This is a genomic window from Acinetobacter sp. GW821-FHT01C12, assembly GCF_059422625.1.
The window spans coordinates 109,962-131,481 of sequence record NZ_JBWKXD010000006.1 but is presented as its reverse complement, the minus strand read 5'-3'; the positions used below and the strand labels follow the sequence as shown (position 1 = coordinate 131,481).

Here is a 21,520-nt window from a genome sequence, read left to right as displayed (position 1 = left end):
GTATTGTCAGATTTACGCTTGAACTATTATAAATTTAAATTAGAGTAAAAGCTCTAATCACTAAAGAGATTTGACCATGAGCCATCTTGCACAAGCATTAGAAATAAAAACCACGAGATTTAAAAACCGAATCATTAAAGGTGCAATGAGTGAAGCATTGGCCAATCATGCAGGGCAACCGAACCAATTGCATTTAGGTTTATATGATGCTTGGGGGAAAGGCGGCTTGGGTTGTGCCATTACGGGGAATGTAATGGTGGATTTCCGTGCGAAAAATGAGCCGGGTGTTGTTGTCGTTGAAACTGAGCGTGATCTTGCCAAATTGACTGAATGGGCAAATGTGGGTAAAAAGCACGGGATGGTACAACTGATTCAGTTATCACATCCAGGTCGCCAGTGTCCAAAAGGACTCAATAAAGAAACAGTGGCACCTTCAGCAGTGCCTTTTAGTCCAATGTTGGCAACGACATTTGGTACGCCACGTGCACTCAATGAAGCAGAAATTTTAGATATCATTCAACGATTTGCTGAAGCTGCGCGGATCTGTGAAAAAGCAGGTTTTGACGGTGTACAGTTACATGGTGCACATGGTTATTTAATCAGTCAATTTCTTTCACCATTGACCAATAAACGTCAAGATCAATGGGGCGGTTCGATTGAAAACCGTATGCGTTTCTTATTAGAAATTTATGCTGCAGTGCGTGCTAAAACCTCAGAAAACTTTATTATCTCAGTCAAACTGAACTCTGCAGATTTCCAGCGTGGTGGAATCACAGAAGAAGAAGTGGTTCAAGTATTTAAAGCCATTGATACAGCAGGGATCGATTTGATCGAAATTTCTGGTGGTACCTATGAAGCACCAGCAATGGCAGGCGCAAAAGCAGATAAACGTAAGCAAAGTACGATTGCACGTGAAGCATATTTCTTAGATTTTGCAGAAAAAATTCGTAAAGAAGTCAAATGTCATCTTATGGTGACAGGTGGTTTCCGTACAGCACAAGGTATGAATGCGGCTTTAGACAGTGGTGCGTGTGAATTTATTGGGATTGCACGTCCTCTTGCGGTAGAACCTGAAGTCAGCAACAACTTGATTGCAGGTCAGGACGTTCGATATGCAGTAGAGCAGATCAAAACGGGTATTCCTTTTGTTGATAAAATGGCGATCATGGAAATTCTGTGGTATGCCGCTCAGTTTAAAGCAATTGGTGAAGGGAAGAAGCCAAATCCTAAGCTTTCTCCACTCAAGGTTTTCTTTAATTATGCAAAAAATAATATCAAAGCGGTGATTCAAGGACGAGTAAACTCGCGAAAATCAGCTTAAGGTCATCGAGTGTTGATCATTAAAAAGACCATTGTGAAATGGTCTTTTTAATGTGTGAACTTTTTTATTTAAAAAGATAAAGACTAAATAGTGAATTTAAAAAAAGCTGCCATAAGCACGATTGTCTGGCAGCTTTTATTGACCGTTTTGAATCAATAGCACTGAGATTCAGCTCAAACGTTTAGGTCGTGAAATTCAGTTCAAATTAATGCGCACAAAAAGCCATATTAAAATATTCAAATAATTCAGGCGTGTTCAACCACAGCATACTTGACAGCCCGAACAGAACAACAATAACCAACCAGATACTAAGCTTGAACCACGAGAATGAGTTAGTCATTAACCACAGCCTCTTCATTGACAAAGAAATGCACAATAACGCCGACTACACACAAGGCAATTGAGCATCCCCAAATGATGTTGTAGTTACCCGTTATATCATGATTTAAACCGCCTAGCCATCCACCAAAAAATGAACCGATTTGGTGAGTGAAAAACACTAGACCGCTTAGCATGGTTAAGTATTTTACACCAAACATATTGGCTACAATGCCATTGGTTAGAGGTACAGTCGAAAGCCATAAGATCCCCATAACGATACCAAAGGCGTAAACAGTCCAAATACTCAATGGCAGCATCAGAAATGCAACAATCGCAACGCCACGTAAACCATATAAACCCATAAGTAGATGCGGTTTAGAATACTTACCACCAAGCCAACCTGCGGTATAGGTTCCGATAATATTAAATAGACCAACCAATGCGAGAAAGATCGTTCCAGTAGAGGCATCAAAACCATGATCAATCAAATAACCTGGCAGGTGAATGCCTAAAAAAACCACTTGGAACCCACACACTGAAAAACCAAAGGCCAACCATAAAAAAGGTTTATGCTGAAAGGCAATTTTAAGAATCTGTTTAAAGCTTAAATTGGGTTTTATCGCTTGTTTAATTGCATTTGGTGGTACATACATAGGTGCTTTAAGCATCCATGCCAATGGAACAATCAACACGATCAGCATTGCTGTAATGACCAGCGCAGATGACCAGCCGAAATTTTTAATGAGAAGCAGGGTGGTTGGCAACATAATGAATTGCCCAAATGAACCTGCTGCACTGGCAATACCCATTGCCATACTGCGCTTGCTTGGATGCGCTGCTCGTCCTACGGCTGAAAGTAATACCGAGAATGAGGTTGCAGAGAGGGCTAAGCCGATAATTAACCCAACACTGATATCCAATAACAGCACATTTGAACTGATAGACATTAACAATAGGCCAATGGTGTAGAGCACCCCGCCTATCGCAACAATCGTCTTACTCCCATATCTGTCTGCAAGCGCACCAGTAAAAGGTTGTACTGCGCCCCAGAATAGATTTTGTATGGCAATGGCTAAACTAAAAACCTGATGACTCCAACCAAACTCATGGCTCATGGGCACAAGATAAAGCCCAAAACCGTGACGTACACCTAAAGAGAGTGCCAAGATAAAAGCACTTCCAATAAGCATATAAATGAGTGGTTTAGAGAAACGCGTGTCGTCCTGTTGTACTGACATAAGCTATCCATTGAATCATCATATGAGAATTGTAGATGATTCAATGGGACTTAGCGATAGAATAAAAATTTATCAATCGATAAATTTTAGTGATCAATCAACACATTTTAGTGAAAATAAATTTAGCTTTTAGAACCGATAACCCACACCGACATAAGTAATCAGCGGATCAATATCAATTTTGGTTTTAGCGCCGATGAGCGATTTCCCTGTATTGTTGTCAACGACAGTGATTTTGACATCACCACTCATTGGTGCATAAGTGACAGAGCCTACTCCAAACCAACGATCATTAAAATCATAGGTTGCACCCAATGTAGCCATAGGCGCTATGGCATCGTCGGCTTTTACTTTAACGCGAGGATCAGCTGATGATGTTTTTCCTTCTAATGCTGCACCTGCCTGACCATCAAGAACATTTTGAACCATGTGGCCTGCAGCAATTAAATCTTTGTTGATACCAGAGTCAATTTTTACATTGGTAAAATGCGCATACATGACACCGACGCCGACATAAGGTCTAAGTTTATTTACACCAGATTTACCAAATTGATAATGTATTTCTGCGGCAGGTAACCATGCTGTTGCAGATGCTGCTTTTTTCGATTGCTCTAAATTGGTAATCGGGATTTGTGTATCTAAGGGAATACCACCAATGCCGTTAATTAAGCCATTGGCAATTCCGCCAATGATCGGTGTATCCAGCTTACCTTCAGGTGTCGCAATACCAAGTACAGGGGCATTAATCTGGCCTTGTCCTTTAATATCAACTTTAGGGGGAATACCTGCTTTAAATTCTAATGAAATATTATCGGTAAAGAAGTAATTTGCCATGATCCCTAAGGTATCAACATTATCTGCTTTCAGTCCTGCATCTGCATTATTCCAGCTTTCTAAACTGGTAATATTGGCTTTACCACTCATGTTTGAGGTTAATGTTCCATTTTTAATTAAGCCTAAAGTTTCACCAAGTTTTGCCACACCCAATAACTTTTCTTTTTTGGCGGCACCTTCTTCGGTATTGGCAATTGCATTGGTCACAGTGTCAAGTTGCACATCACCAACCGCATAATCGCCTTTCTTAACACTGGTATTGATGTTTACACCATTGGGATTACCTTGCGGCATTGCATGTAGCCAACCTGCTGAAACAGAAAAGCGTTTAAATCCATCACCATCTTTCAGACTAAAATAGGGTGAATCTGCATGGGCCATCATCGGTAAAGTCATGCATGAGGTCATGATGCAAAGTAATGATTTTTTCATAGGTTTGGACTCCATGTCCGTAATTGATACTAATTTTTATGCGTTTTTATTATTAGAAGTTTTTGCTGTTAATTAATGTAGTCTTTACAAAGGCTTTTTTTAAGTGAATGTTCTTTTTTTAATGTTTTATTTATCATAAGTTTATAAATGTAATACAACTGTAATCGTGTTGTCATGATATTACATGCTAAAAATAGGCCATGATCTCGGTTAAAAATAACCATAAAACATTGACTTGGCAGATAAGGAAAAACTCAAGCCATAAAAAAAGGCCATATAAATATGACCTTTTGTTAAGCAGCATAAGTCATTTTAGTCAATGACTTTCGTTATTTTTGAAAACGAGATAGATCTTCTTCAGGGCGCGCAGTTAAAACTTCTACACCGTCTTTGGTCACCAGCAGGGTATGTTCATATTGAGCTGAAAGGCTATGGTCTTTGGTCACCACCGTCCATTTATCACCCATTAAACGTGTTTGCCAAACACCCGCGTTGACCATTGGTTCAATGGTAAAGGTCATACCTTCTTCCAAAACCATGCCTGAATTAGGTTGACCATAGTGAAGGACTTGTGGCTCATCATGGAATACTGTACCAATACCATGACCACAATATTCACGCACCACACTAAAGCGTTCTGATTCAACATATTTTTGAATCGCTGCGCCAATATCACCAATGGTTGAGCCCGGTTTCACCGTTTCCATACCACGGTACATTGCTTCTTGAGCAACTTTACATAAACGTTCAGCAATAATCGATGTTTCACCACCAACCACATACATCATATTGGTATCGCCGTGATAACCATCTTTAATCACAGTGACATCAATATTGAGAATATCGCCTTTCTTTAAAATTTTACTCGCAGATGGAATACCGTGACATACCACATGATTTACAGAGGTACAAATCACATGTTGGAATGCAGGGCGACCAGGTGCAGCGCCATAACCTAAACATGCAGGTATAGCGTCTTGTTTGTTGACAATATAGTCATGACAAATCGTATCCAATTCAAGTGTACTAACACCTGGTTTGATATGCGGTTTGATCATATCCAAAACTTCTGCAGCCAATCGACCTGCAACACGCATCTTTTCAATTTCATCTGCGGTTTTGATTAATCGACGTGGTGCTTCGTAAGTACTGTTCATGATCTTTAAAAACTTTTGGAAATTTGTATGTGACTATGGTATAAATAGCCGCCCAATTTATCAAATGCTTTCTGTGACTTTCTTTGTGAATGGTTTATGGAAATATTGATAAGGGTAATTTAAAAATCCGCACATATGTCGTCACATTACTCTGGGTGCCTGAAAGGGTGGAGAATGCGGACATATGGAGGCCTAACCCAAACTTTTAAGGTAAAGAAAATGGCAGATTACAACGTAAGCATGCGCGACCTTCTTCAAGCTGGCGCGCACTTTGGTCACCAAACTCGCTTCTGGAACCCAAAAATGCGTCAATACATTTTTGGTGCGCGTAACCGTATTCACATCATCAACCTTGAACATACTGTTCCTGCGTTAAATGATGCTTTGAATTTTGTTAACAATCTAGCAAGCAAAAAGAACAAAGTATTGTTCGTTGGTACAAAACGTGCTGCTTCTAACATCATTCGTGAACAAGCTCAACGCGCTGGTCAGCCTTATGTTGATCACCGTTGGTTGGGTGGTATGTTGACTAACTGGAAAACTCTTCGTCAGTCAATCAACCGTTTGAAAGATCTTCAAACTCAATCACAAGATGGTACTTTTGCTAAACTTACTAAACGTGAAGCATTAGAACGCGCTCGTGAAATGGAAAAACTTGAACGCTCTTTAGGCGGTGTTAAGAACATGGGTGGTTTACCTGACGCATTGTTCATCATCGACGTTGATCACGAAGCAATCGCGATTAAAGAAGCTAAAAACCTTGGTATTCCAGTAATCGGTATCGTTGATACAAACTCTAACCCAGATAACGTAGATTTCGTTATTCCGGGTAATGACGATGCGATCCGTGCTGTTACACTTTATGCTTCTGCAATGGCTGATGCAATTCTTGCTGGTAAAGAATACGCTCAAACTCAAGCGAATGCTCAAGCTAAAGGCGAAGAAGCTGCGAAAGAAGCTCCTGAGGCTTAATGCGTTTTGACGCAAGCTTGTCATTTTTGTGATTTAAAATGATGACAAATTGAGCGTCGAGAAAGCAAAACGGCCCAGAGGAACCTTTGGGCCGTTTTTGTTGAACAGATTCATATTCTACCGTATTTAGGAGAACAACATGACTGCAGTTACTGCGAGCATGGTAAAAGAATTACGTGACCGTACTGGTCTTGCAATGATGGAATGCAAAAAAGCATTAACAGAAGCAGACGGTGACATCGAATTAGCGATTGATAATCTTCGTAAATCAGGTCAAGCAAAAGCAGCTAAAAAAGCTGGTAACATTGCTGCTGATGGCGCGATCACAATTGCTCAAGAAGGTAACAAAGCAATTCTTTTAGAAGTAAACTGTCAAACTGACTTCGTTGCTAAAGACGAAAACTTTGCTGGTTTCTCTGCTAAAGTTGCTACTGCTGCACTTGCTGCTGGTGTAACTGATGCTGCTCAAATTGCTGAATTGAAACTTGAAGATGGTTCAACTGTTGAAGAAGCTCGTATTGCGCTTGTTCAAAAAATCGGTGAAAACATTCAAGTTCGTCGTGCTGCAATTGTTGAAGGTGAAAACCTTGCAGTTTACAAACACGGTTTAAAAATCGGTGTTGTTGTTTCTTACACAGGTTCTGCTGAAACTGGTAAAGGTATTGCAATGCACGTTGCTGCGTTCAACCCAGTTGCTGTAACTGCTGAAGATGTTTCTGCTGATCTTATCGCGAAAGAGAAAGAAATTGCAGAAGCTAAAGCGATTGAATCTGGTAAGCCAGCGAACATCGTTGAAAAAATGGTGACTGGTTCAGTTGAAAAATACTTGAACGAAGTTGTTCTTGAGCGTCAACAATACGTAATCGACAACGACAAAAAAGTTGCTGAAGTATTGAAAGCGACTGCAACAACTGTAGCTCAATTCGTTCGCTTCGAAGTAGGTGAAGGTATTGAGAAGAAAGCTGAAATGAGCTTTGCAGAAGAAGTTGCTGCTGCTCAAGCGGCTGCTAAATAATTTTTACTCACTGAGTATAATTATTGAAAACCCCTCTTTTGAGGGGTTTTTTTTGTCTGTAATTTAATTGAAGTAGATTTAGAAGAATTAATTCATACATATCTAAAAGATTATTCTTTTATAATTCCACAATGAACATTGATTAGACTCAAACTTTATGGCAAATAAAACACAACTTGGTATTGGTGCTGTAATTGCAGTGATCGTCGCAGCTTATCTGGGTGTTGATCTCAATCAACAAAAAAATCAAGTAACTGAACCCTCTAAAGTTGAATCGATCGATCAGCAAAACAATCATTTACAAGACAATACACAGCATGTGGATGAGCAGGGTAATGATAACCAATTTAAAGATAAGCCGTCTGCCAATAGTCAAAATCAAAATGGTCTTGAGGTTATTCGAAAAGCCTATGATGCAAAACTCAGTAATGTTCAAGTACAATCCATCGGTCGAGTAAAAGCCGTGTTGCGTGATGATAATGAAGGTTCGCGCCATCAAAAATTTATTCTTGCACTGGATAATGGCTTAACTGTATTGGTTGCACATAATATTGATTTAGCACCACGCATAGATAATTTACGCAAAGGTGATACTGTCGAATTTTTTGGCGAGTATGAATATAGTAATCAAGGTGGTGTAATGCATTGGACACACCATGATCCAAAGCGTCGTCATCAAGATGGTTGGCTAAAACATAATGGAAAAACCTATCAGTAATCTATTGGTTATTTTCTTAGGTGCACAAAAGATTAGGTCTTGTTTAAATGTATAGATAGCAATTTTGTTCTATACGCTTTTTATAAACATGCTATTTTTAAATTATTATCAAAAGTCTGAATAGAAAAAATGCAGGAGTGGGCAAGCTACTTTCACCTAAAAGAATTGGGTGGATTAGAATTGTTAAAAGCACAGTATCACCATAAGCAATTTTCAAAGCATGTGCATGAAGGTTATTGTATTGGTGTGATTGAAGATGGTGCACAGAGTTTTTATCGGACTGGGCAGTTACATACAGCACCGAAGGGTGACATTATATTAGTCAATGCTGATGAAATTCATACAGGTTCATCTGCTGTCGAGTCAGGCTGGAAATATCGTGCAATTTATCCAACGCCAGAAATGTTGTTAGATGCAGGGCAAGATTTTTTTAGTGTTAAAAATAGCGTACCGTGGTTCCCACAAGCAGTTGTGCAAGATGTTGGATTGGCACAGCAACTCTGTTTACTTTTTGATTTATTAGAACAAAAAGAAAATACTTTACTGAAAGAGAGTATGTATTTATCCACTTTAGCCCGCTTAATCAGTCGCTATGGTTGTGCCAAATTAACACCTGCTGAATTACCAGAAGCACAACGGAAAGTTGAAATAGTTAAAGATTTATTAAGCAGCTTCCCTGAGCATGATTATTCGCTCACTGATTTGGCGACATATGTAGGATTAAGCCCTTGGCATTTTTTACGTGAATTTAAAAAATATACGGGCTTACCACCGCATAGTTGGTTGGTTCAGGTCCGTTTACAGAAAGCGCGCCAATTATTAAAACAAGGTCAGAGTATTGCAATGACTGCCCAAAATAGTGGTTTTTCAGATCAAAGTCATTTTAATCGACATTTTAAAAAAGCAGTCGGGGTTACGCCTTCTCAATATTTAAGTACCTTAAATATTTAATAAATGTATTCGGGAATAGCCATTTAAACGTTTACAGTTCCTGACCAAATAGCAATTTCATCCAAGCGATCACTGAGCATTTATAAGATACTGATTAAATTCTTAGATTTGGATTTTGCAAATGAGTGATCAATTTGAATCTTACACTGCCGAGATTGAGCCGAAGTCTAAGCAAAATAAAAAGGCTTTTTTCCAGGGTGTGGTCGATATTTTACCTTTATCTATCGCCGTACTGCCTTGGGGTATTCTGGCTGGCTCAATGGCAATCAATGCTGGATTAAGCTTTGCACAAGCATTCTCAATGTCCGCTGTTGTATTTGCAGGTGCAGCACAGTTGGTGAGTTTAGGTTTAGTCATGTCACATGCATCTGCCTTGACGATTATGATTACGGTATTTTTCTTAACCAGTCAGCATTTAATTTATGCGCTTAATTTTCGTCAAGATGTCAGTCGCTTTCCGTTTAAGCAACGCATATTAATTGGCTTCTTGCTGACAGATGAGCTGTTTGCTGTCGGCATTGGCAAAGATAAACAGCGCAGCTTTGCTTATTTGTTTGGTGCTGGGCTGTGTTTTTATTTGGCTTGGTGCCTATTTAGTGTGTTAGGAATTGTACTGGCTAAATCAATTCCAAATTTAGAAAGCTTACATTTAGATTTTTCAATTGTTGCGGTATTTATTTTGATTATTGTGCCTATGGTGAGAAATAGCGCAACTTTGGTAGGCGTCATGTGTACCTTGCTATCTGCCTGTATTTTTAAATATTTTCAATTTGAAGGGGGCATTGTGCTATCCGGGATTTTGGGGATGTTTAGTGCGATGTGTACGGCAAAGATCGTCGGAGTAAAAAATATAGGTGTAGTAAAATGACATGGACTTTATTGTTAACTTTGGCAGCCATTGTATTGATTAACCGCTACTTTTTCTTGGAACCTAAAATCGCCCTGAAATTACCTCGTGTAATTGGAAATATGTTGCAGTATTCAGCACCATGTTTACTGACTGCAATTTGTGCACCAATTGTATTTTTTAATGGAGACCAATTCCGTGCATTGCCTTTGGATGCCTATTTTTTAACAGCAATGATCTGTGTTGTTTTGGCGCTTATTTCTAAGAAAATTCTAGTCAATTTAGCTTTAAGTTTATTGTGCTTTTACGGGTTATTTTATCTGTTAAATTGAAAAAAATGGAGGGAAAAGCCGAATTGGATTTTCCCTCTGGTTTATTTGCGCTAAAAAGCCAGTTTCTGGCGTGTTTTCCATTTGGGTAGTACTTTACCAAGATAGGCATCCATACACCATACAGGGCCAATGAGGAGGAATTGAAGGTCTTTAAAGAAAGAAGGCTTTTTACCCTCGACTTTGTGACCATAAAATTGACCAATCCAAGCCAAAATAAACACCCCAATATAGAAACCAACACCAACAGGAAGTAAGTAAATGATCCATGCCATGACTGCAATTAATGCGGTCATTGCTACAGCAAGAACAATATCTAAACGGGCATAGAAAACGAGGGTAAGAACCAGAAGTAGTGCCGTAAGCAAAGCACTAAAATGAGCAAGAATCCCAATGATGGCAAATAAAATCGCGGGAACACAAGCCCAATGGATGGCTTTATTGGTTTTGTTTTGATGGCTTTCGCTATATTCATCGAACCATTCGGTGATTGTTTTCATTTGGCGCTCCATGCATGTGGTTGGCTATATTTATTTTTGCTGAAAACAATATAAATCAGAATAATGTTTTGGTCAAAATAGCGGCTTTAAATAAAACTAAGTGCTGGTCAGGGAGATTTCAATGTGTGGCCTGATAGAAATTTAAAATATCACGTGCCCAAGTTTGATGTTCTGGTTTAAGTGTAACTTTGATTTCCTGAAAATTGGTGACATCGTTGCCATCACTTTCATCGGCATAATAGGCGATCCCATGTGTTTTGTTGGGATAGTTGGGAATTTGATAGCTAAAATACACTTTATTTTTATTGGCTTTGACGATTTTTAACAGGTGGTTTTTATCTTCAATGGCACCAAATTCATTGTCTAAACTGAGCTTTTTGACATTGGGGAAATATAAACTTGCGCTATGCATGGCACAGCCAACACACGCGGAAGAATTATAAATGGTGATGGCTTCATCTTTTTTACGGCTTGCCAGCACAGCATATGCAACGCCAGAAGGTCCCATATCCGTGCTGATCACTTGCCATGATAGGGGGACAAGTACAGGACCAATACCCGGCAGTAAAATGATTTTAAAGTTTTTTGCTTGAGTCGCAGATATTTTATAACGGAACTGACATTTTACTTGCTGGGTATTGTTGATCTTACAGACGGCATCATCTTTGTAGAATCCTGTATCGTTAAAAGGATTAGGAATTGCTGCAATATAGGTATCCACTGTTACATTATTGCTGAGTGTGGCTGCGGGAAGTTTTTCAAGTTGGTGTTGTGGGTAAGGTGCTTGGTTGGTTTTTAGATCAGGAAAAGTGGCTTTGAAAATAGCGATATCTCCATAAGCAAAACCACTTAGGCCCAATAGTATGATTAAAAATTTCGAATTAAGCATGTCCTATCCCGACTATTCCCTACTGATCCTTATTGGGGACTTTGATAAATCAATTGACCTTCTTTGTAGGTTGCCAATATTTTGATGTCTTTAATCTTTTGAGTGGGCACTTTTAATGGGTCTTGATCTATTACCACAAGATCCGCCAATTTGCCTTTTTCTAAGGTACCTTTGTCTTTTTCTTCAAAGTATTGGTATGCAGCCCAATCTGTGACTGATTTTAATGCAATATAAGGACTGACTTTTTGATCCTCACCTAATATATCTCCAGAACGGGTGGTACGATTGACGGTTGCATCAATCACCATCATATTTTTAGGAGGGATGACTGGGGCATCATGGTGCTCAGTAAAAATCATATTTTTTCTTAATGCAGAACCTGTTGGAGAAATTCGGTTGGCTCGTTCTGCGCCGAGCGTTTCATGTTTATGCCAATCGCCCCAGTAGTAAGTATGTAATGAGAAGAACGAAGGAATAAGCCCTAATTTCTTGGCTTGATCTAATTGATCCTCACGCATGGTTTGTGCATGAATAATTACATTGCGGCGATCAGCTTGGCCATATTGTGCGTTGGCTGTCTCAATAGTTGCGAGATATTGGTCAATTGCAGCATCACCATTGGCATGTGCAAGAATTTGCCAATGGTTCTTATAAGCTAGATTAATTGCATCTTGAACCATTTTTGTATCTGGATAGGCTGGATAACCACGATAGTCTTTAGGTTTTCCCTCTGGCGGGATGAAGTAAGGCTGCGTTAGCCATGCGGTTTTGCCTTGTGGAGAGCCATCTAGGCTGATTTTAACCCCACCAATTCTAAAATGATTTTGATAATTGAGACTACTGCCATTTTTCAGCATGTATTCTTTTTCATTGATAATATCTGGATAAACCACGACATCAATATTCAATTGATTGATGGCCGCAAAACTTCGCCATAATTCAGTGGTACCATGATCTGCACGACCTTCTTGTACAGTGGTATAGCCATTTTTGATATAGGTATTTAGTGCTGTTTTTGCCATATTTTGCATGATTTCAGGTGGAACTTTACTAAACGCAGTTGTCATTGCTGAAAAAACAGCAGCTTCTTCAAGTACACCATTTGGCTCTTGAGAATTTGCTTTACGACGAATAATCCCGCCAGTTGGATTTGGGGTATTTTTATCGATGTTTAAAAGTTCAAGAGCCTTGTGATTTACAGAGCCTAAGTGTCCAGACTGATGTAAAACAATAATCGGGTGATTGGTGGAAACCAAATCTAAATCATCTGCTGTAGGATGCCGTTTTTCTTTAATTTGGGCATCATCATAACCATTTCCAATAATCCAACCTGAGGTTGCTTTGATAAAGTCAGGATTGTTTTGTTGCCATAATGAAAGTTCACGAATCAATGATGCAATATCTGAAACGTTACCATCGGGCGTAGGGTAGAGATTTGCTACAGTTTGCTGTAGACCTACACTATTTAAATGGCTATGTGCATCAATAAAACCAGGCAGCAGGGTATGACTGTTTAAGTTAACCTCTTGGGTATTTTTTTGTTTTAACTTTTGCGCTTGTTTTAAATCACCTGCAAAGACAATTCTTCCATCCTTGACCAGTAGCGCTTCGACATAATGGGGTGACATGCCTTGCATGGTTAAAATTGAGCCACCGTAAAATAGCGTGTTTGTTTGCGTCAATGTTGCAAGATCAGCGTGGGTATTCGTGTTTGTTGGAGATACTGTGGTACATGCGCTAAGCGAGCCAAGGCCAATTACGCAGATGATGGGTGCAATTGCACGGACAAGTTTTGATGGGCTACTGATTTGAAACATGAATAATCCCCAAATTTGTTTTATTAAATATTGTTTATTTTATTCAAACTAGCAAAGATTTTGATCTGCGTATAGGTTTAATATGTGTTTAAAAAATGATAAGTGTTTTGTATTTGAGCAATGATCTTGATTTATCCTAAACGATTTTTTATTTATATACAGCCTAAATAAATCTTTTTCTAAAATAAATCACAGATAACAGCGCCAGTGCTAAACCAATAAATGAGGGACCATAACCGATAGGAGCAGCAAGTAAGCCAACAATTACAGCTCCTGCTACAGCCCCGCCATAATTAAAAATATTCACCCGTGCGATAATTTCATCACGTCGATTTTCATCTAAACGACCTGCTGCTGAAAATGTCAGTGGGACTAATGCACCTACCGCAACACCAGCCAGTGCAAAACCAGCAATGACAATCGCCAATGAATGCCCTAAGCCAGCTATGGCACAGCCTGTTGCACCAATCAGCGTTGTAATGAAGGCAACCCATGCAGCGCTTTTAAATTTTAAAAGATAATCTAGACTTAAACGGGTGAGTAAAATACCCATTTGGTAAGCAGCATAACCTAATGGGGCGACTGTGGCTGAGCTTACTAAAATATCTTTAAGATAAATTGAACTCCACGTGCTGATTGCTGAGTCGACAGTAAAGGCGATGAGAATGATCACACCAAAAATAAGCAATTGTTTATGCGGAATTGGTGATCGTTGTTGAGGATGTAGGGCAGCATTTTCTTTTTGTTGAAATAACCAACGTTTTGACACTTGCGATGTAATCAAACACATCACGACAGCAATGCACAATGCCGCTGTTGCCCCAAGTGTAGTTGAAACTGTCGCAGACATGATTAACGCGCCAAGGAAAGCAGCAGCGGTATAACAGGCAAAGAAACCGCCCAAGGCACTTTTCCCAAGTTTTTGTTCCATCATGACAGCTTGCATATTCAATGCAGCGTCTAAACATCCGAGTCCAAGCCCATAAAGTAAAAAACTAGCGACCATGATCATGACACTGGGACTAAATGCTGCAATTGCAATACCGATGGCTTCAAATAGCAAGCCAATGACAATTGCAAGCCTTGAACCTAACTTCACAGCAAGTCGATCTGCCAAAATAGAACCCAGTGCTGCTGCAATACAGACGCCAAGGATAATAATCGACAGTTGATCATCTGAAAGTCTGAATCGGCTTTTGATTGTAGGAAGTGCAGTCATGACGCTGGCATAACCCAAGCCTTGCGTGGCAAAACCAAGTGCGATTACTTTTTGGGTTTTGCTGAGGGATGTATGCGCGAAGTTTGGCGTTTTGCTGTTCACGTCCATGCATGGCTCACTTTTTTACTTTTAGAGTTTAAACTTCGGTTTTCGTTTTACTGTCTAGTGATACATCCTGTATCGACTCACATTTTATTTTATCTGGAATACATTGAAAGAAAAGGGGCATAACTGGAAAGTTAAGGGGGTAATTCGGACATCTGTATTTTTATTTTTGCAATAAAAAAGCCACTGGAAAGTGGCTTTTGTTAAATGCATGCAGTGATTTACGAGTTTGGACCATCTACGCGTTCAATATTAACGCGTGCTGTTCCTGAATTTGTAATACCTAAACGCTTAGCAGCGCCGTAAGAGAGGTCAAGTACACGGTTACCATGGAAAGGACCACGATCGTTGACTTTAACCACTACGCTTTTACCATTGTCTTTATTGGTTACACGAATAAAGCAGTTTAATGGCAAGCTACGGTGTGCAGCAGTCAAATCATTCATATCGAATGTATCACCGCTTGCGGTTTTACGGCCGTGGAACTGACGACCGTACCAAGATGCAACACCAGTTTGGCTAAATTTGCGAACTGTGTTTGAAGCAACTTCATTAAGTTTATCAATTACTGAAGGCTCATCTTCAGGAACTTGAATCTTTGCTGCAATAGTTTGACGACGGACTTGATCGCCAGAACGTTCAGTAATTGACAAACTGTTTAGGTTTGAAAAATGAGAGTTGAAATTTGTTGAATCTTTGCTAATCACACGAGAAGCTAGACTCGAACTATCCGAATCATTGTTTAAGTATGATGACTGAACCATTTCTGAGTTGACCTGCGTCATACTCAGACCCATGGTCAGGGCCATCATATATTTTAGTGAAGCATGCATCGTTTAACTCCTTGGAACCTCAATTTTAACTTTCTAAGTCGCTGAAAATTAACCATAGAGGTCTGTAAATTCACTTGTGCAACTGCATTTAACGGAAAGGATAATATTCAAGCTGGAATAAATGTGTCTAGCATTATTTAAGAAACAGTTACAAAAAGGACAAATTCTTACAGGTTTTGATTAAAAAATAATCAATATTGTAACAAGGTATGAAAAAAGTATTAAATGTGATCAAATTAACATAAAAAAATCTTGACTTATTTATTGTTTAGGAAATTGCAAGTCTTAACGACTTACAATTTCGGTGCCTAAAAGCCATAAAGCGGTGGCATACATACGGCTTCTATTATATGTCGTAATCACTTGAAAATTAGGATAAGTAATATAATAAATAGGGCCATTGCTGTCCTGTAATTGAATCACATTAACCAAATCTAAGTCATCAATTTTGACGATTGGATTTAATGGAGAAATCCCTAAATTTTTAAGTGATCCATAGGGAACAGGCTGAGTTAAATCTTTTGCAATAACTGCTTCAGGATTGTTCCCTGTATAACGCGCTAAAAATGCAATAGGGCGATCACGCTGCCAGCCATGTTGAGCCAGATAGTTGGCAATTGAACCAATCGCATCGACCGCAGAGTTACGTAAGTCAACATGACCATTTCCATCGTAATCCACGCCAAATTTAGACACATTACTTGGCATAAATTGCGGATAACCTACTGCGCCTGCATAAGACCCAACAATCGAATTGGTTGGAACGCCATCTTTATATGACCATGCAATTAAAGCACCCAACTCATCTTGGAAATATTGTGCACGGCGGGGATAACCAAAACCGAGGGTTGCAAGTGCATCACGGGTGATAAAGGAGCCCTTATTTGAGCCATAACCTGTTTCCACCCCTAGAATGCCTAGGATGATTGCTTGAGGCACCCCAAACTGCTGTTCTGCGCGATTCAGTGTATCTGCATATTGTTGTTTAAAACGCACACCACGTTGGATGGTGCCTTCAGCTAAAAAATTAGTTTTGTATTGGTACCAAGGCTTACTTTCACCTGGTCGTTCCATAATGCTGATGATATTGGGTAAATTGCGTGAACCGTTCATTGCCCAATCAATTTGTTCGCTACTTAAACCATAGGTTTGCATGGTTTTGGCTTTAAAGTTATTGTATTCAGGGTTGCTGGCAAAATCATTGGCTTGGCAGAAACTGGTCAGTGAAAATGCAGCTGCACAAAAAGTGATGTTTTTAACCTTCTGTAAAAGCCCAAAAGTAAACATAGGTTATATTTCCTAATTATTTATGATAAAAAAATTAACGATGTGTATGTATAGACATCACAATGCCAAAAGTGGCCATTAAAGTAATAATTGCAGTACCACCATAACTCATAAAAGGTAATGGCACACCGACTACAGGTAAAATACCACTGACCATGCCCGCATTTACAAATACATAAACAAAAAATGACAAAGCAAAAGTACCAGCAACCAAGCGCCCAAAATTATGGAAGCACTGTAGACTCATTTGAAAGGTTCTAAAGATAATACAAAAGTAAATGATGATCAGAAGTAGGATACCAATCAGACCGAATTCTTCAGAAAATGCGGCAATAATAAAGTCAGTATGGCCTTCAGGTAAAAAATGTAAGTGCGATTGAGTGCCTTCCAAATAACCTTTACCCATAAAGCCACCCGAACCAATCGCTGTTTTAGACTGAATGATGTTCCAGCCTGTGCCTAAGGCATCAGCTTCTGGATTAAATAAAGTTAAAACACGTTGTCGTTGATAGTCATGTAGTAGAAATTCCCAAGCGACTGGAATCACCACTGCAACAGCACTCACTGCACCTAAAATCATTTTCCAAGAAAGACCACTTAGAAATAGCACAAAAATCCCACTGGCTAAGATGAGCAGTGATGTACCTAAATCGGGTTGTTCTGCAATCAGGATAAAAGGAATGCCAATCATGATCAGTGATAAAAACACATTTTTAAAACTAGGCGGTAGAGGATTACGAGATAAAAACCATGCAATCATCAATGGCATACCAATTTTTAAAAACTCACTGGGTTGTACGCTGCCAAAACCCGGAATCCCAATCCAGCGTTGAGCACCCATGCGAACCTCACCAAACACTTTAACTGCGACTAAGCAGACCAGTCCAAACAGATAAAAGTAAGGTGCAAAAGCTTGATAAACTTTAGGGGGAATTTGGGCTAAACCACACATGACGAGAAAACCGATACCAAAGCTCATGGCTTGTTTGGAAACCAGCCCCATATCTTGTGCAGACGCACTATAAAGGACGGTTAAACCGAGCATCGCGTTTAAAATTAGAAATAAGCTTAACCAAGGGTCAATATGGAGTTTTTGCCAGCGTGAGGGGATCATGGCAGTACTCAGACCATCACGAGGAGATTGACGTAAAAATTTATATTGAGAGCTTGGTGCCATTGGTCTATTTTGTGCGGGAAATGTGTTTTGCGCATGCTATCACAATCCCCCACGAAGGCAATGAATATCAATACTTTGCAACAAAATTATGAGCTGAATTTTGTGATTATTTTGAGGGTGAAATATTTAAATTAGAAAATAGTGGGTTAAATAGATTGAATTAAATGGTTTTGAACTTGAATAGGTCTTAGATAGATCTAGGAATAGCGTTTTATCATGATTTTAAGTTCATGAATTTAATGGTTAATTACTACAGCTAAAAGTATAGCTCGATAAATTTAAAAAAATGCCCTTATCAAGAAGGGCATTTTTTATATTTAAAAATCCAATTGAGTTTTAACGATCAATTAAAAAATAAAGTATCGTAATATTCTGCTACAGCTGTGATTTCATCTTTATTTAAATTTGGAATCAACTTATCAATTGCCATATGCACTGCTTTACCTACAGCAGACGCGCCAATATCCGCAGCTTTACGTTTGATCATACCCAAATCCAGCGTTTTATTAAAATCACGCATAAAATGGTTAATCGTCGCATCTGAGAATTGTTTGAATTGTTCAGACAATACAGCGCGATTTACATCCCCATTTGCTTGAACTTCAGCAAAGCTATTTTTGAGATTGGTGACTAAACTTGCGTCTAAATTCACACCGACACGGAATTGACCTTGTGGATCTTTAAATAGACTACGTTCTGAAAACTCTACAGACTGACGAACCACATCATTGTCTGCCTTACTTAATAATTGTTTAAGTAACACAGCAACAGTCGATTTGACATAGCCTGCTAATTTTTCAGCAGTATCTCGTTTGTCACTTGCAGGGAAGCGGCGAACAAGTTCAATCAAAAGCGTATCAATAATTTCTTCATTAATGAGTAAGGCAGTTTGATCACGTAAAGGATAAAGTGGTTCGTTAGAGTTTTTTTTCTCAATACCGGTCTGAATGTTCTTTAATAGTTCTTCAGAAGGTACAAAACCAAAAAAAGGCATGTTTTCAACCTCAATGTTTATTGTCGCGCCAATCGAATTGGGCTTGGCATCCATGATTCATCAGATACACGACATGGGTTAATATCTAAACCGCCACGACGTGTATAAGTTGCATACACCATCAGCTTTTCAGGTTTTAAATTTTGCCAAATATCGGCAAAGATTTGTTCCACGCATTGTTCGTGGAAACCGTTATGCTGACGATACGAGATAATATAAGCTAAAATACTACGATAACAAGGTTTTTCGCCTTGGTATCGGATAAAAACAGTACCCCAATCGGGTTGTCCAGTCACCGGGCAATTGCTTCTTAATAAGTGTGAATACAGTTGAATTTCAACGCTTTCACCGTGTTGTGCATTTTCTTGATCAAAGGCCAAAAGGCTTGCATCTGGATGATTGACCAGCTGGTCAGGTTCTTGATCATCAATACAAATACCCGTTGGTTTGCTAATCTCTAAATCATCAACTTGAAATAAAGTTAGCGTCACTGGGGCTTGTGCAGCAGCAGATAAGTCTTTTTCAACGGTATTGATAAAAGCTTGATGAGAGTCAAACTGGGTAAAGTTCATACTATTAAAGTAGAGCTTTAACGACTTTGATTCAATCAAATTTGGTGATGTTGCTGGGAGTGCAATACGCCCAATGGCAACTTGCGGGATCCCTTTGCTATTGAGCCAAGAAATTTCGAATACATGCCACCAATCTTGACCTTTATATATACCCGCTACATCCGCATATTGCTCACGCGCTTGTGTACGCGCGATCGGGAAAAGAATTTCGGGTTGATAGGTAGTTGGGTAATCGGTTTCTTTACCCAATAAAGATTTTTCAACAGACATTATTCACGCATTCCTGAACCACGAGAAAGTAAATAGTAGGCAATCGCATACAGTACGCCACAGAATAGAGTCACGATAAGTAAAGACAATGAAACATTGACATCACTATGACCTAAAATTCCGAAACGGAAAGCATTGACCATATATACAATCGGGTTAATTAAAGACAGATTTTGCCAAAATGGACTTAAAGCACTAATCGAATAAAACACACCGCCTAAGTAGGTGAGGGGTGTTAATACAAAGGTTGGGATAATTGAAATATCGTCAAACGATTTTGCATATACAGCATTGATAAAACCACCTAAAGAGAACAATAGTGAGGTAATAATAACGGTATATATCGTGACGAAAATATTATGGATATAAAGGTCAGTAAAGAACAAACTCATTGCTGTGACAATTGCCCCAACAAGAACACCACGGGCAACACCACCAATCACATAACCACACAAGACCATATGTAATGGAACTGGGCTCATGATCAGTTCTTCGATGCTTTTTTGGAATTTAGCACTAAAGAAACTGGAAGACACATTGGCATAACTATTTGTAATCACCGCCATCATGATGAGACCTGGCACGATGAATTGCATATAGCTAAATCCACCCATTTGCCCAATACGAGAACCGACCAAATTACCAAAAATCACAAAGTACAAGCTCATGGTAATCGCAGGCGGTAATAAGGTCTGCGGCCAAATGCGCATAAAGCGGCGGATTTCTTTTTGAACTAATGTATAGAGCGCAATACGTAGTTGAGTAAAATTCATTCTGCAACTCCTTCAAGATTTTTCTCAACCAGTTTCACAAATAACTCTTCAAGACGATTTGATTTATTGCGCATACTGCGAACACGAATGCCTTGCGCTTCTAAAAGCTGAAATAAATCATTTAAAGAATGCGCTTTATCCATCGTGACTTCTAAGGTCATAGGGTCAATCAAATTAAATTTCACACCAATGATATCAATCATGATCGGTTCAATCGGATTTTCTAAATCGAAAATAAAAGATTCTTCACTCAATTGGTTTAAGAATGCTTTCATCGATGTATCTTCTTTGATAACACCACGGTCAATAATCGCAATCTGACGACAAAGCATTTCTGCTTCTTCTAAGTAATGCGTGGTTAAAATGATCGAAGTGCCTTTTTCATTCATTTCTGTAAGGAAATCCCACATTGAACGGCGTAACTCGATGTCTACACCTGCAGTGGGTTCATCTAAGATCAAAAGTTTAGGTTCATGCATCATGGCACGCGCAATCATTAAACGGCGTTTCATACCACCAGATAACATGCGCCCCTGAGTATTACGCTTATCCCATAAACCTAATTTTTCTAAATATTCTTCAGCACGTTGTTGTGCAATTTTAGGCGAAATGCCGTAATAACCCGCTTGAGTGACTAAGATGTCAAAGATCTTTTCAAATTGACCAAAGTTAAATTCTTGAGGAACAACACCTAGACATTGCTTTGCATGTGAAGGATGGGTATCTAAATCATGACCAAAAATTTCCACAGTACCCGAGGTTTTCCGGGCCAAGGAACTGATAATACTGATTGTTGTCGATTTACCAGCGCCATTTGGTCCTAAAAGTGCATAAAACTCTCCTTCTGGAACAGTCAAATTGATTCCTTTGAGTGCTTGGAATCCATTTCTATAGGTTTTAGATAAATCTCTTAACGTCAGAGCATCAGTCATGAAATTCTCACTTGGTT

21 protein-coding genes are annotated in these 21,520 nt (G+C 39.1%); 7 read left to right on the top strand and 14 right to left on the bottom strand.

Translation table 11 applies throughout. From position 1 onward, the window contains the following. The first annotated feature begins 76 nt into the window (after window positions 1-76). Entirely contained in the window at window positions 77-1,321 is a 1,245-nt protein-coding gene (locus tag AC07WY_RS14865) for an NADH:flavin oxidoreductase/NADH oxidase family protein (protein ID WP_494736609.1), read from the top strand. 332 nt (window positions 1,322-1,653) lie between these two features. Here AC07WY_RS14865 and AC07WY_RS14860 read toward each other — a convergent pair whose 3' ends face one another. The 3 genes from AC07WY_RS14860 to map all read right to left on the bottom strand — a co-directional run bounded on the left by AC07WY_RS14860 (window position 1,654) and on the right by map (window position 5,303). Next, window positions 1,654-2,880 carry an MFS transporter gene (locus AC07WY_RS14860; RefSeq protein ID WP_034614286.1) on the bottom strand — a complete coding sequence of 409 codons (1,227 nt, stop codon included), beginning with the start codon at window positions 2,878-2,880 and terminating at the stop codon, window positions 1,654-1,656. Between the two features lie 129 nt (window positions 2,881-3,009). Then, window positions 3,010-4,146, bottom strand: coding sequence for an OmpW family outer membrane protein (locus AC07WY_RS14855; RefSeq protein WP_004820002.1), 1,137 nt, complete (start codon window positions 4,144-4,146; stop codon window positions 3,010-3,012). 329 nt (window positions 4,147-4,475) lie between these two features. After that, window positions 4,476-5,303 (bottom strand): type I methionyl aminopeptidase, encoded by an 828-nt coding sequence (map, locus tag AC07WY_RS14850; protein WP_004722029.1) that lies wholly within the window; start codon window positions 5,301-5,303, stop codon window positions 4,476-4,478. Window positions 5,304-5,522: 219 nt separating this feature from the next. Between map and rpsB the strand changes: the two genes are divergently transcribed. From rpsB to AC07WY_RS14820, 6 genes are all read left to right on the top strand, one after another. Next, window positions 5,523-6,275: a 30S ribosomal protein S2 gene (rpsB, locus tag AC07WY_RS14845; RefSeq protein WP_004722027.1), complete on the top strand. Its 753-nt coding sequence runs from the start codon at window positions 5,523-5,525 to the stop codon at window positions 6,273-6,275. Between the two features lie 139 nt (window positions 6,276-6,414). Beyond that, complete coding sequence (tsf, locus tag AC07WY_RS14840) at window positions 6,415-7,290, top strand: translation elongation factor Ts (protein WP_494736608.1); 876 nt, start codon at window positions 6,415-6,417, stop codon at window positions 7,288-7,290. 157 nt (window positions 7,291-7,447) lie between these two features. Continuing rightward, complete coding sequence (locus tag AC07WY_RS14835) at window positions 7,448-8,008, top strand: DUF3465 domain-containing protein (protein ID WP_494736607.1); 561 nt, start codon at window positions 7,448-7,450, stop codon at window positions 8,006-8,008. Window positions 8,009-8,137: 129 nt separating this feature from the next. Next, window positions 8,138-8,959: an AraC family transcriptional regulator gene (locus AC07WY_RS14830; RefSeq protein ID WP_494736606.1), complete on the top strand. Its 822-nt coding sequence runs from the start codon at window positions 8,138-8,140 to the stop codon at window positions 8,957-8,959. Window positions 8,960-9,080: 121 nt separating this feature from the next. Next, window positions 9,081-9,827, top strand: coding sequence for an AzlC family ABC transporter permease (locus AC07WY_RS14825; RefSeq protein ID WP_494736605.1), 747 nt, complete (start codon window positions 9,081-9,083; stop codon window positions 9,825-9,827). After that, window positions 9,824-10,138 (top strand): AzlD domain-containing protein, encoded by a 315-nt coding sequence (locus tag AC07WY_RS14820; RefSeq protein ID WP_239046120.1) that lies wholly within the window; start codon window positions 9,824-9,826, stop codon window positions 10,136-10,138. The genes AC07WY_RS14825 and AC07WY_RS14820 overlap by 4 nt, the downstream gene beginning before the upstream one ends. 50 nt (window positions 10,139-10,188) lie before the next feature. Here AC07WY_RS14820 and AC07WY_RS14815 read toward each other — a convergent pair whose 3' ends face one another. The 11 genes from AC07WY_RS14815 to AC07WY_RS14765 form a co-directional block, all read right to left on the bottom strand. Further along, window positions 10,189-10,635: an Mpo1 family 2-hydroxy fatty acid dioxygenase gene (locus tag AC07WY_RS14815; RefSeq protein ID WP_004722016.1), complete on the bottom strand. Its 447-nt coding sequence runs from the start codon at window positions 10,633-10,635 to the stop codon at window positions 10,189-10,191. 118 nt (window positions 10,636-10,753) lie between these two features. After that, on the bottom strand, window positions 10,754-11,524 hold the full coding sequence (locus AC07WY_RS14810; protein WP_419334518.1) for a DUF4850 domain-containing protein: 771 nt from the start codon (window positions 11,522-11,524) through the stop codon (window positions 10,754-10,756). Between the two features lie 29 nt (window positions 11,525-11,553). Continuing rightward, the gene (locus AC07WY_RS14805) at window positions 11,554-13,341 is read right to left on the bottom strand and encodes an amidohydrolase (RefSeq protein ID WP_494736604.1); all 1,788 of its coding nucleotides are present in this window, start codon (window positions 13,339-13,341) and stop codon (window positions 11,554-11,556) included. A gap of 163 nt (window positions 13,342-13,504) precedes the next feature. Then, window positions 13,505-14,668, bottom strand: a complete 1,164-nt coding sequence (locus AC07WY_RS14800) for an MFS transporter (RefSeq protein WP_494736603.1) — start codon at window positions 14,666-14,668, stop codon at window positions 13,505-13,507. A gap of 218 nt (window positions 14,669-14,886) precedes the next feature. Further along, window positions 14,887-15,498: a septal ring lytic transglycosylase RlpA family protein gene (locus AC07WY_RS14795; RefSeq protein ID WP_004722011.1), complete on the bottom strand. Its 612-nt coding sequence runs from the start codon at window positions 15,496-15,498 to the stop codon at window positions 14,887-14,889. 285 nt (window positions 15,499-15,783) lie between these two features. Further along, entirely contained in the window at window positions 15,784-16,785 is a 1,002-nt protein-coding gene (gene mltB / locus AC07WY_RS14790; RefSeq protein ID WP_004820018.1) for a lytic murein transglycosylase B, read from the bottom strand. A 34-nt stretch (window positions 16,786-16,819) separates the two neighbouring features. Next, a complete protein-coding gene (gene rodA / locus AC07WY_RS14785; protein ID WP_004722007.1) occupies window positions 16,820-17,962 on the bottom strand; it encodes a rod shape-determining protein RodA in 1,143 nt (380 codons plus the stop codon). Window positions 17,963-18,305: 343 nt separating this feature from the next. Next, window positions 18,306-18,956 carry a hypothetical protein gene (locus AC07WY_RS14780; RefSeq protein WP_004820022.1) on the bottom strand — a complete coding sequence of 217 codons (651 nt, stop codon included), beginning with the start codon at window positions 18,954-18,956 and terminating at the stop codon, window positions 18,306-18,308. Between the two features lie 17 nt (window positions 18,957-18,973). Continuing rightward, window positions 18,974-19,798, bottom strand: coding sequence for an NADPH-dependent 7-cyano-7-deazaguanine reductase QueF (queF, locus tag AC07WY_RS14775; RefSeq protein ID WP_262085472.1), 825 nt, complete (start codon window positions 19,796-19,798; stop codon window positions 18,974-18,976). Continuing rightward, complete coding sequence (locus tag AC07WY_RS14770) at window positions 19,798-20,571, bottom strand: ABC transporter permease (RefSeq protein WP_004820027.1); 774 nt, start codon at window positions 20,569-20,571, stop codon at window positions 19,798-19,800. The genes queF and AC07WY_RS14770 overlap by 1 nt, the downstream gene beginning before the upstream one ends. Next, on the bottom strand, window positions 20,568-21,503 hold the full coding sequence (locus AC07WY_RS14765) for an ABC transporter ATP-binding protein (protein WP_494736602.1): 936 nt from the start codon (window positions 21,501-21,503) through the stop codon (window positions 20,568-20,570). Before AC07WY_RS14765 ends, AC07WY_RS14770 begins: the two co-directional genes overlap by 4 nt. Window positions 21,504-21,520 lie beyond the last annotated feature (17 nt).

Bases quoted from the DNA above. Each gene is read 5' to 3' on its own strand.
- AC07WY_RS14865 (WP_494736609.1), top strand. From the start codon at position 77: ATGAGCCATCTTGCACAAGCATTAGAAATAAAAACCACGAGATTTAAA.
- AC07WY_RS14860 (WP_034614286.1), bottom strand. From the start codon at position 2,880: ATGTCAGTACAACAGGACGACACGCGTTTCTCTAAACCACTCATTTAT.
- AC07WY_RS14855 (WP_004820002.1), bottom strand. From the start codon at position 4,146: ATGAAAAAATCATTACTTTGCATCATGACCTCATGCATGACTTTACCG.
- map (WP_004722029.1), bottom strand. From the start codon at position 5,303: ATGAACAGTACTTACGAAGCACCACGTCGATTAATCAAAACCGCAGAT.
- rpsB (WP_004722027.1), top strand. From the start codon at position 5,523: ATGGCAGATTACAACGTAAGCATGCGCGACCTTCTTCAAGCTGGCGCG.
- tsf (WP_494736608.1), top strand. From the start codon at position 6,415: ATGACTGCAGTTACTGCGAGCATGGTAAAAGAATTACGTGACCGTACT.
- AC07WY_RS14835 (WP_494736607.1), top strand. From the start codon at position 7,448: ATGGCAAATAAAACACAACTTGGTATTGGTGCTGTAATTGCAGTGATC.
- AC07WY_RS14830 (WP_494736606.1), top strand. From the start codon at position 8,138: ATGCAGGAGTGGGCAAGCTACTTTCACCTAAAAGAATTGGGTGGATTA.
- AC07WY_RS14825 (WP_494736605.1), top strand. From the start codon at position 9,081: ATGAGTGATCAATTTGAATCTTACACTGCCGAGATTGAGCCGAAGTCT.
- AC07WY_RS14820 (WP_239046120.1), top strand. From the start codon at position 9,824: ATGACATGGACTTTATTGTTAACTTTGGCAGCCATTGTATTGATTAAC.
- AC07WY_RS14815 (WP_004722016.1), bottom strand. From the start codon at position 10,635: ATGAAAACAATCACCGAATGGTTCGATGAATATAGCGAAAGCCATCAA.
- AC07WY_RS14810 (WP_419334518.1), bottom strand. From the start codon at position 11,524: ATGCTTAATTCGAAATTTTTAATCATACTATTGGGCCTAAGTGGTTTT.
- AC07WY_RS14805 (WP_494736604.1), bottom strand. From the start codon at position 13,341: ATGTTTCAAATCAGTAGCCCATCAAAACTTGTCCGTGCAATTGCACCC.
- AC07WY_RS14800 (WP_494736603.1), bottom strand. From the start codon at position 14,668: ATGGACGTGAACAGCAAAACGCCAAACTTCGCGCATACATCCCTCAGC.
- AC07WY_RS14795 (WP_004722011.1), bottom strand. From the start codon at position 15,498: ATGCATGCTTCACTAAAATATATGATGGCCCTGACCATGGGTCTGAGT.
- mltB (WP_004820018.1), bottom strand. From the start codon at position 16,785: ATGTTTACTTTTGGGCTTTTACAGAAGGTTAAAAACATCACTTTTTGT.
- rodA (WP_004722007.1), bottom strand. From the start codon at position 17,962: ATGGCACCAAGCTCTCAATATAAATTTTTACGTCAATCTCCTCGTGAT.
- AC07WY_RS14780 (WP_004820022.1), bottom strand. From the start codon at position 18,956: ATGCCTTTTTTTGGTTTTGTACCTTCTGAAGAACTATTAAAGAACATT.
- queF (WP_262085472.1), bottom strand. From the start codon at position 19,798: ATGTCTGTTGAAAAATCTTTATTGGGTAAAGAAACCGATTACCCAACT.
- AC07WY_RS14770 (WP_004820027.1), bottom strand. From the start codon at position 20,571: ATGAATTTTACTCAACTACGTATTGCGCTCTATACATTAGTTCAAAAA.
- AC07WY_RS14765 (WP_494736602.1), bottom strand. From the start codon at position 21,503: ATGACTGATGCTCTGACGTTAAGAGATTTATCTAAAACCTATAGAAAT.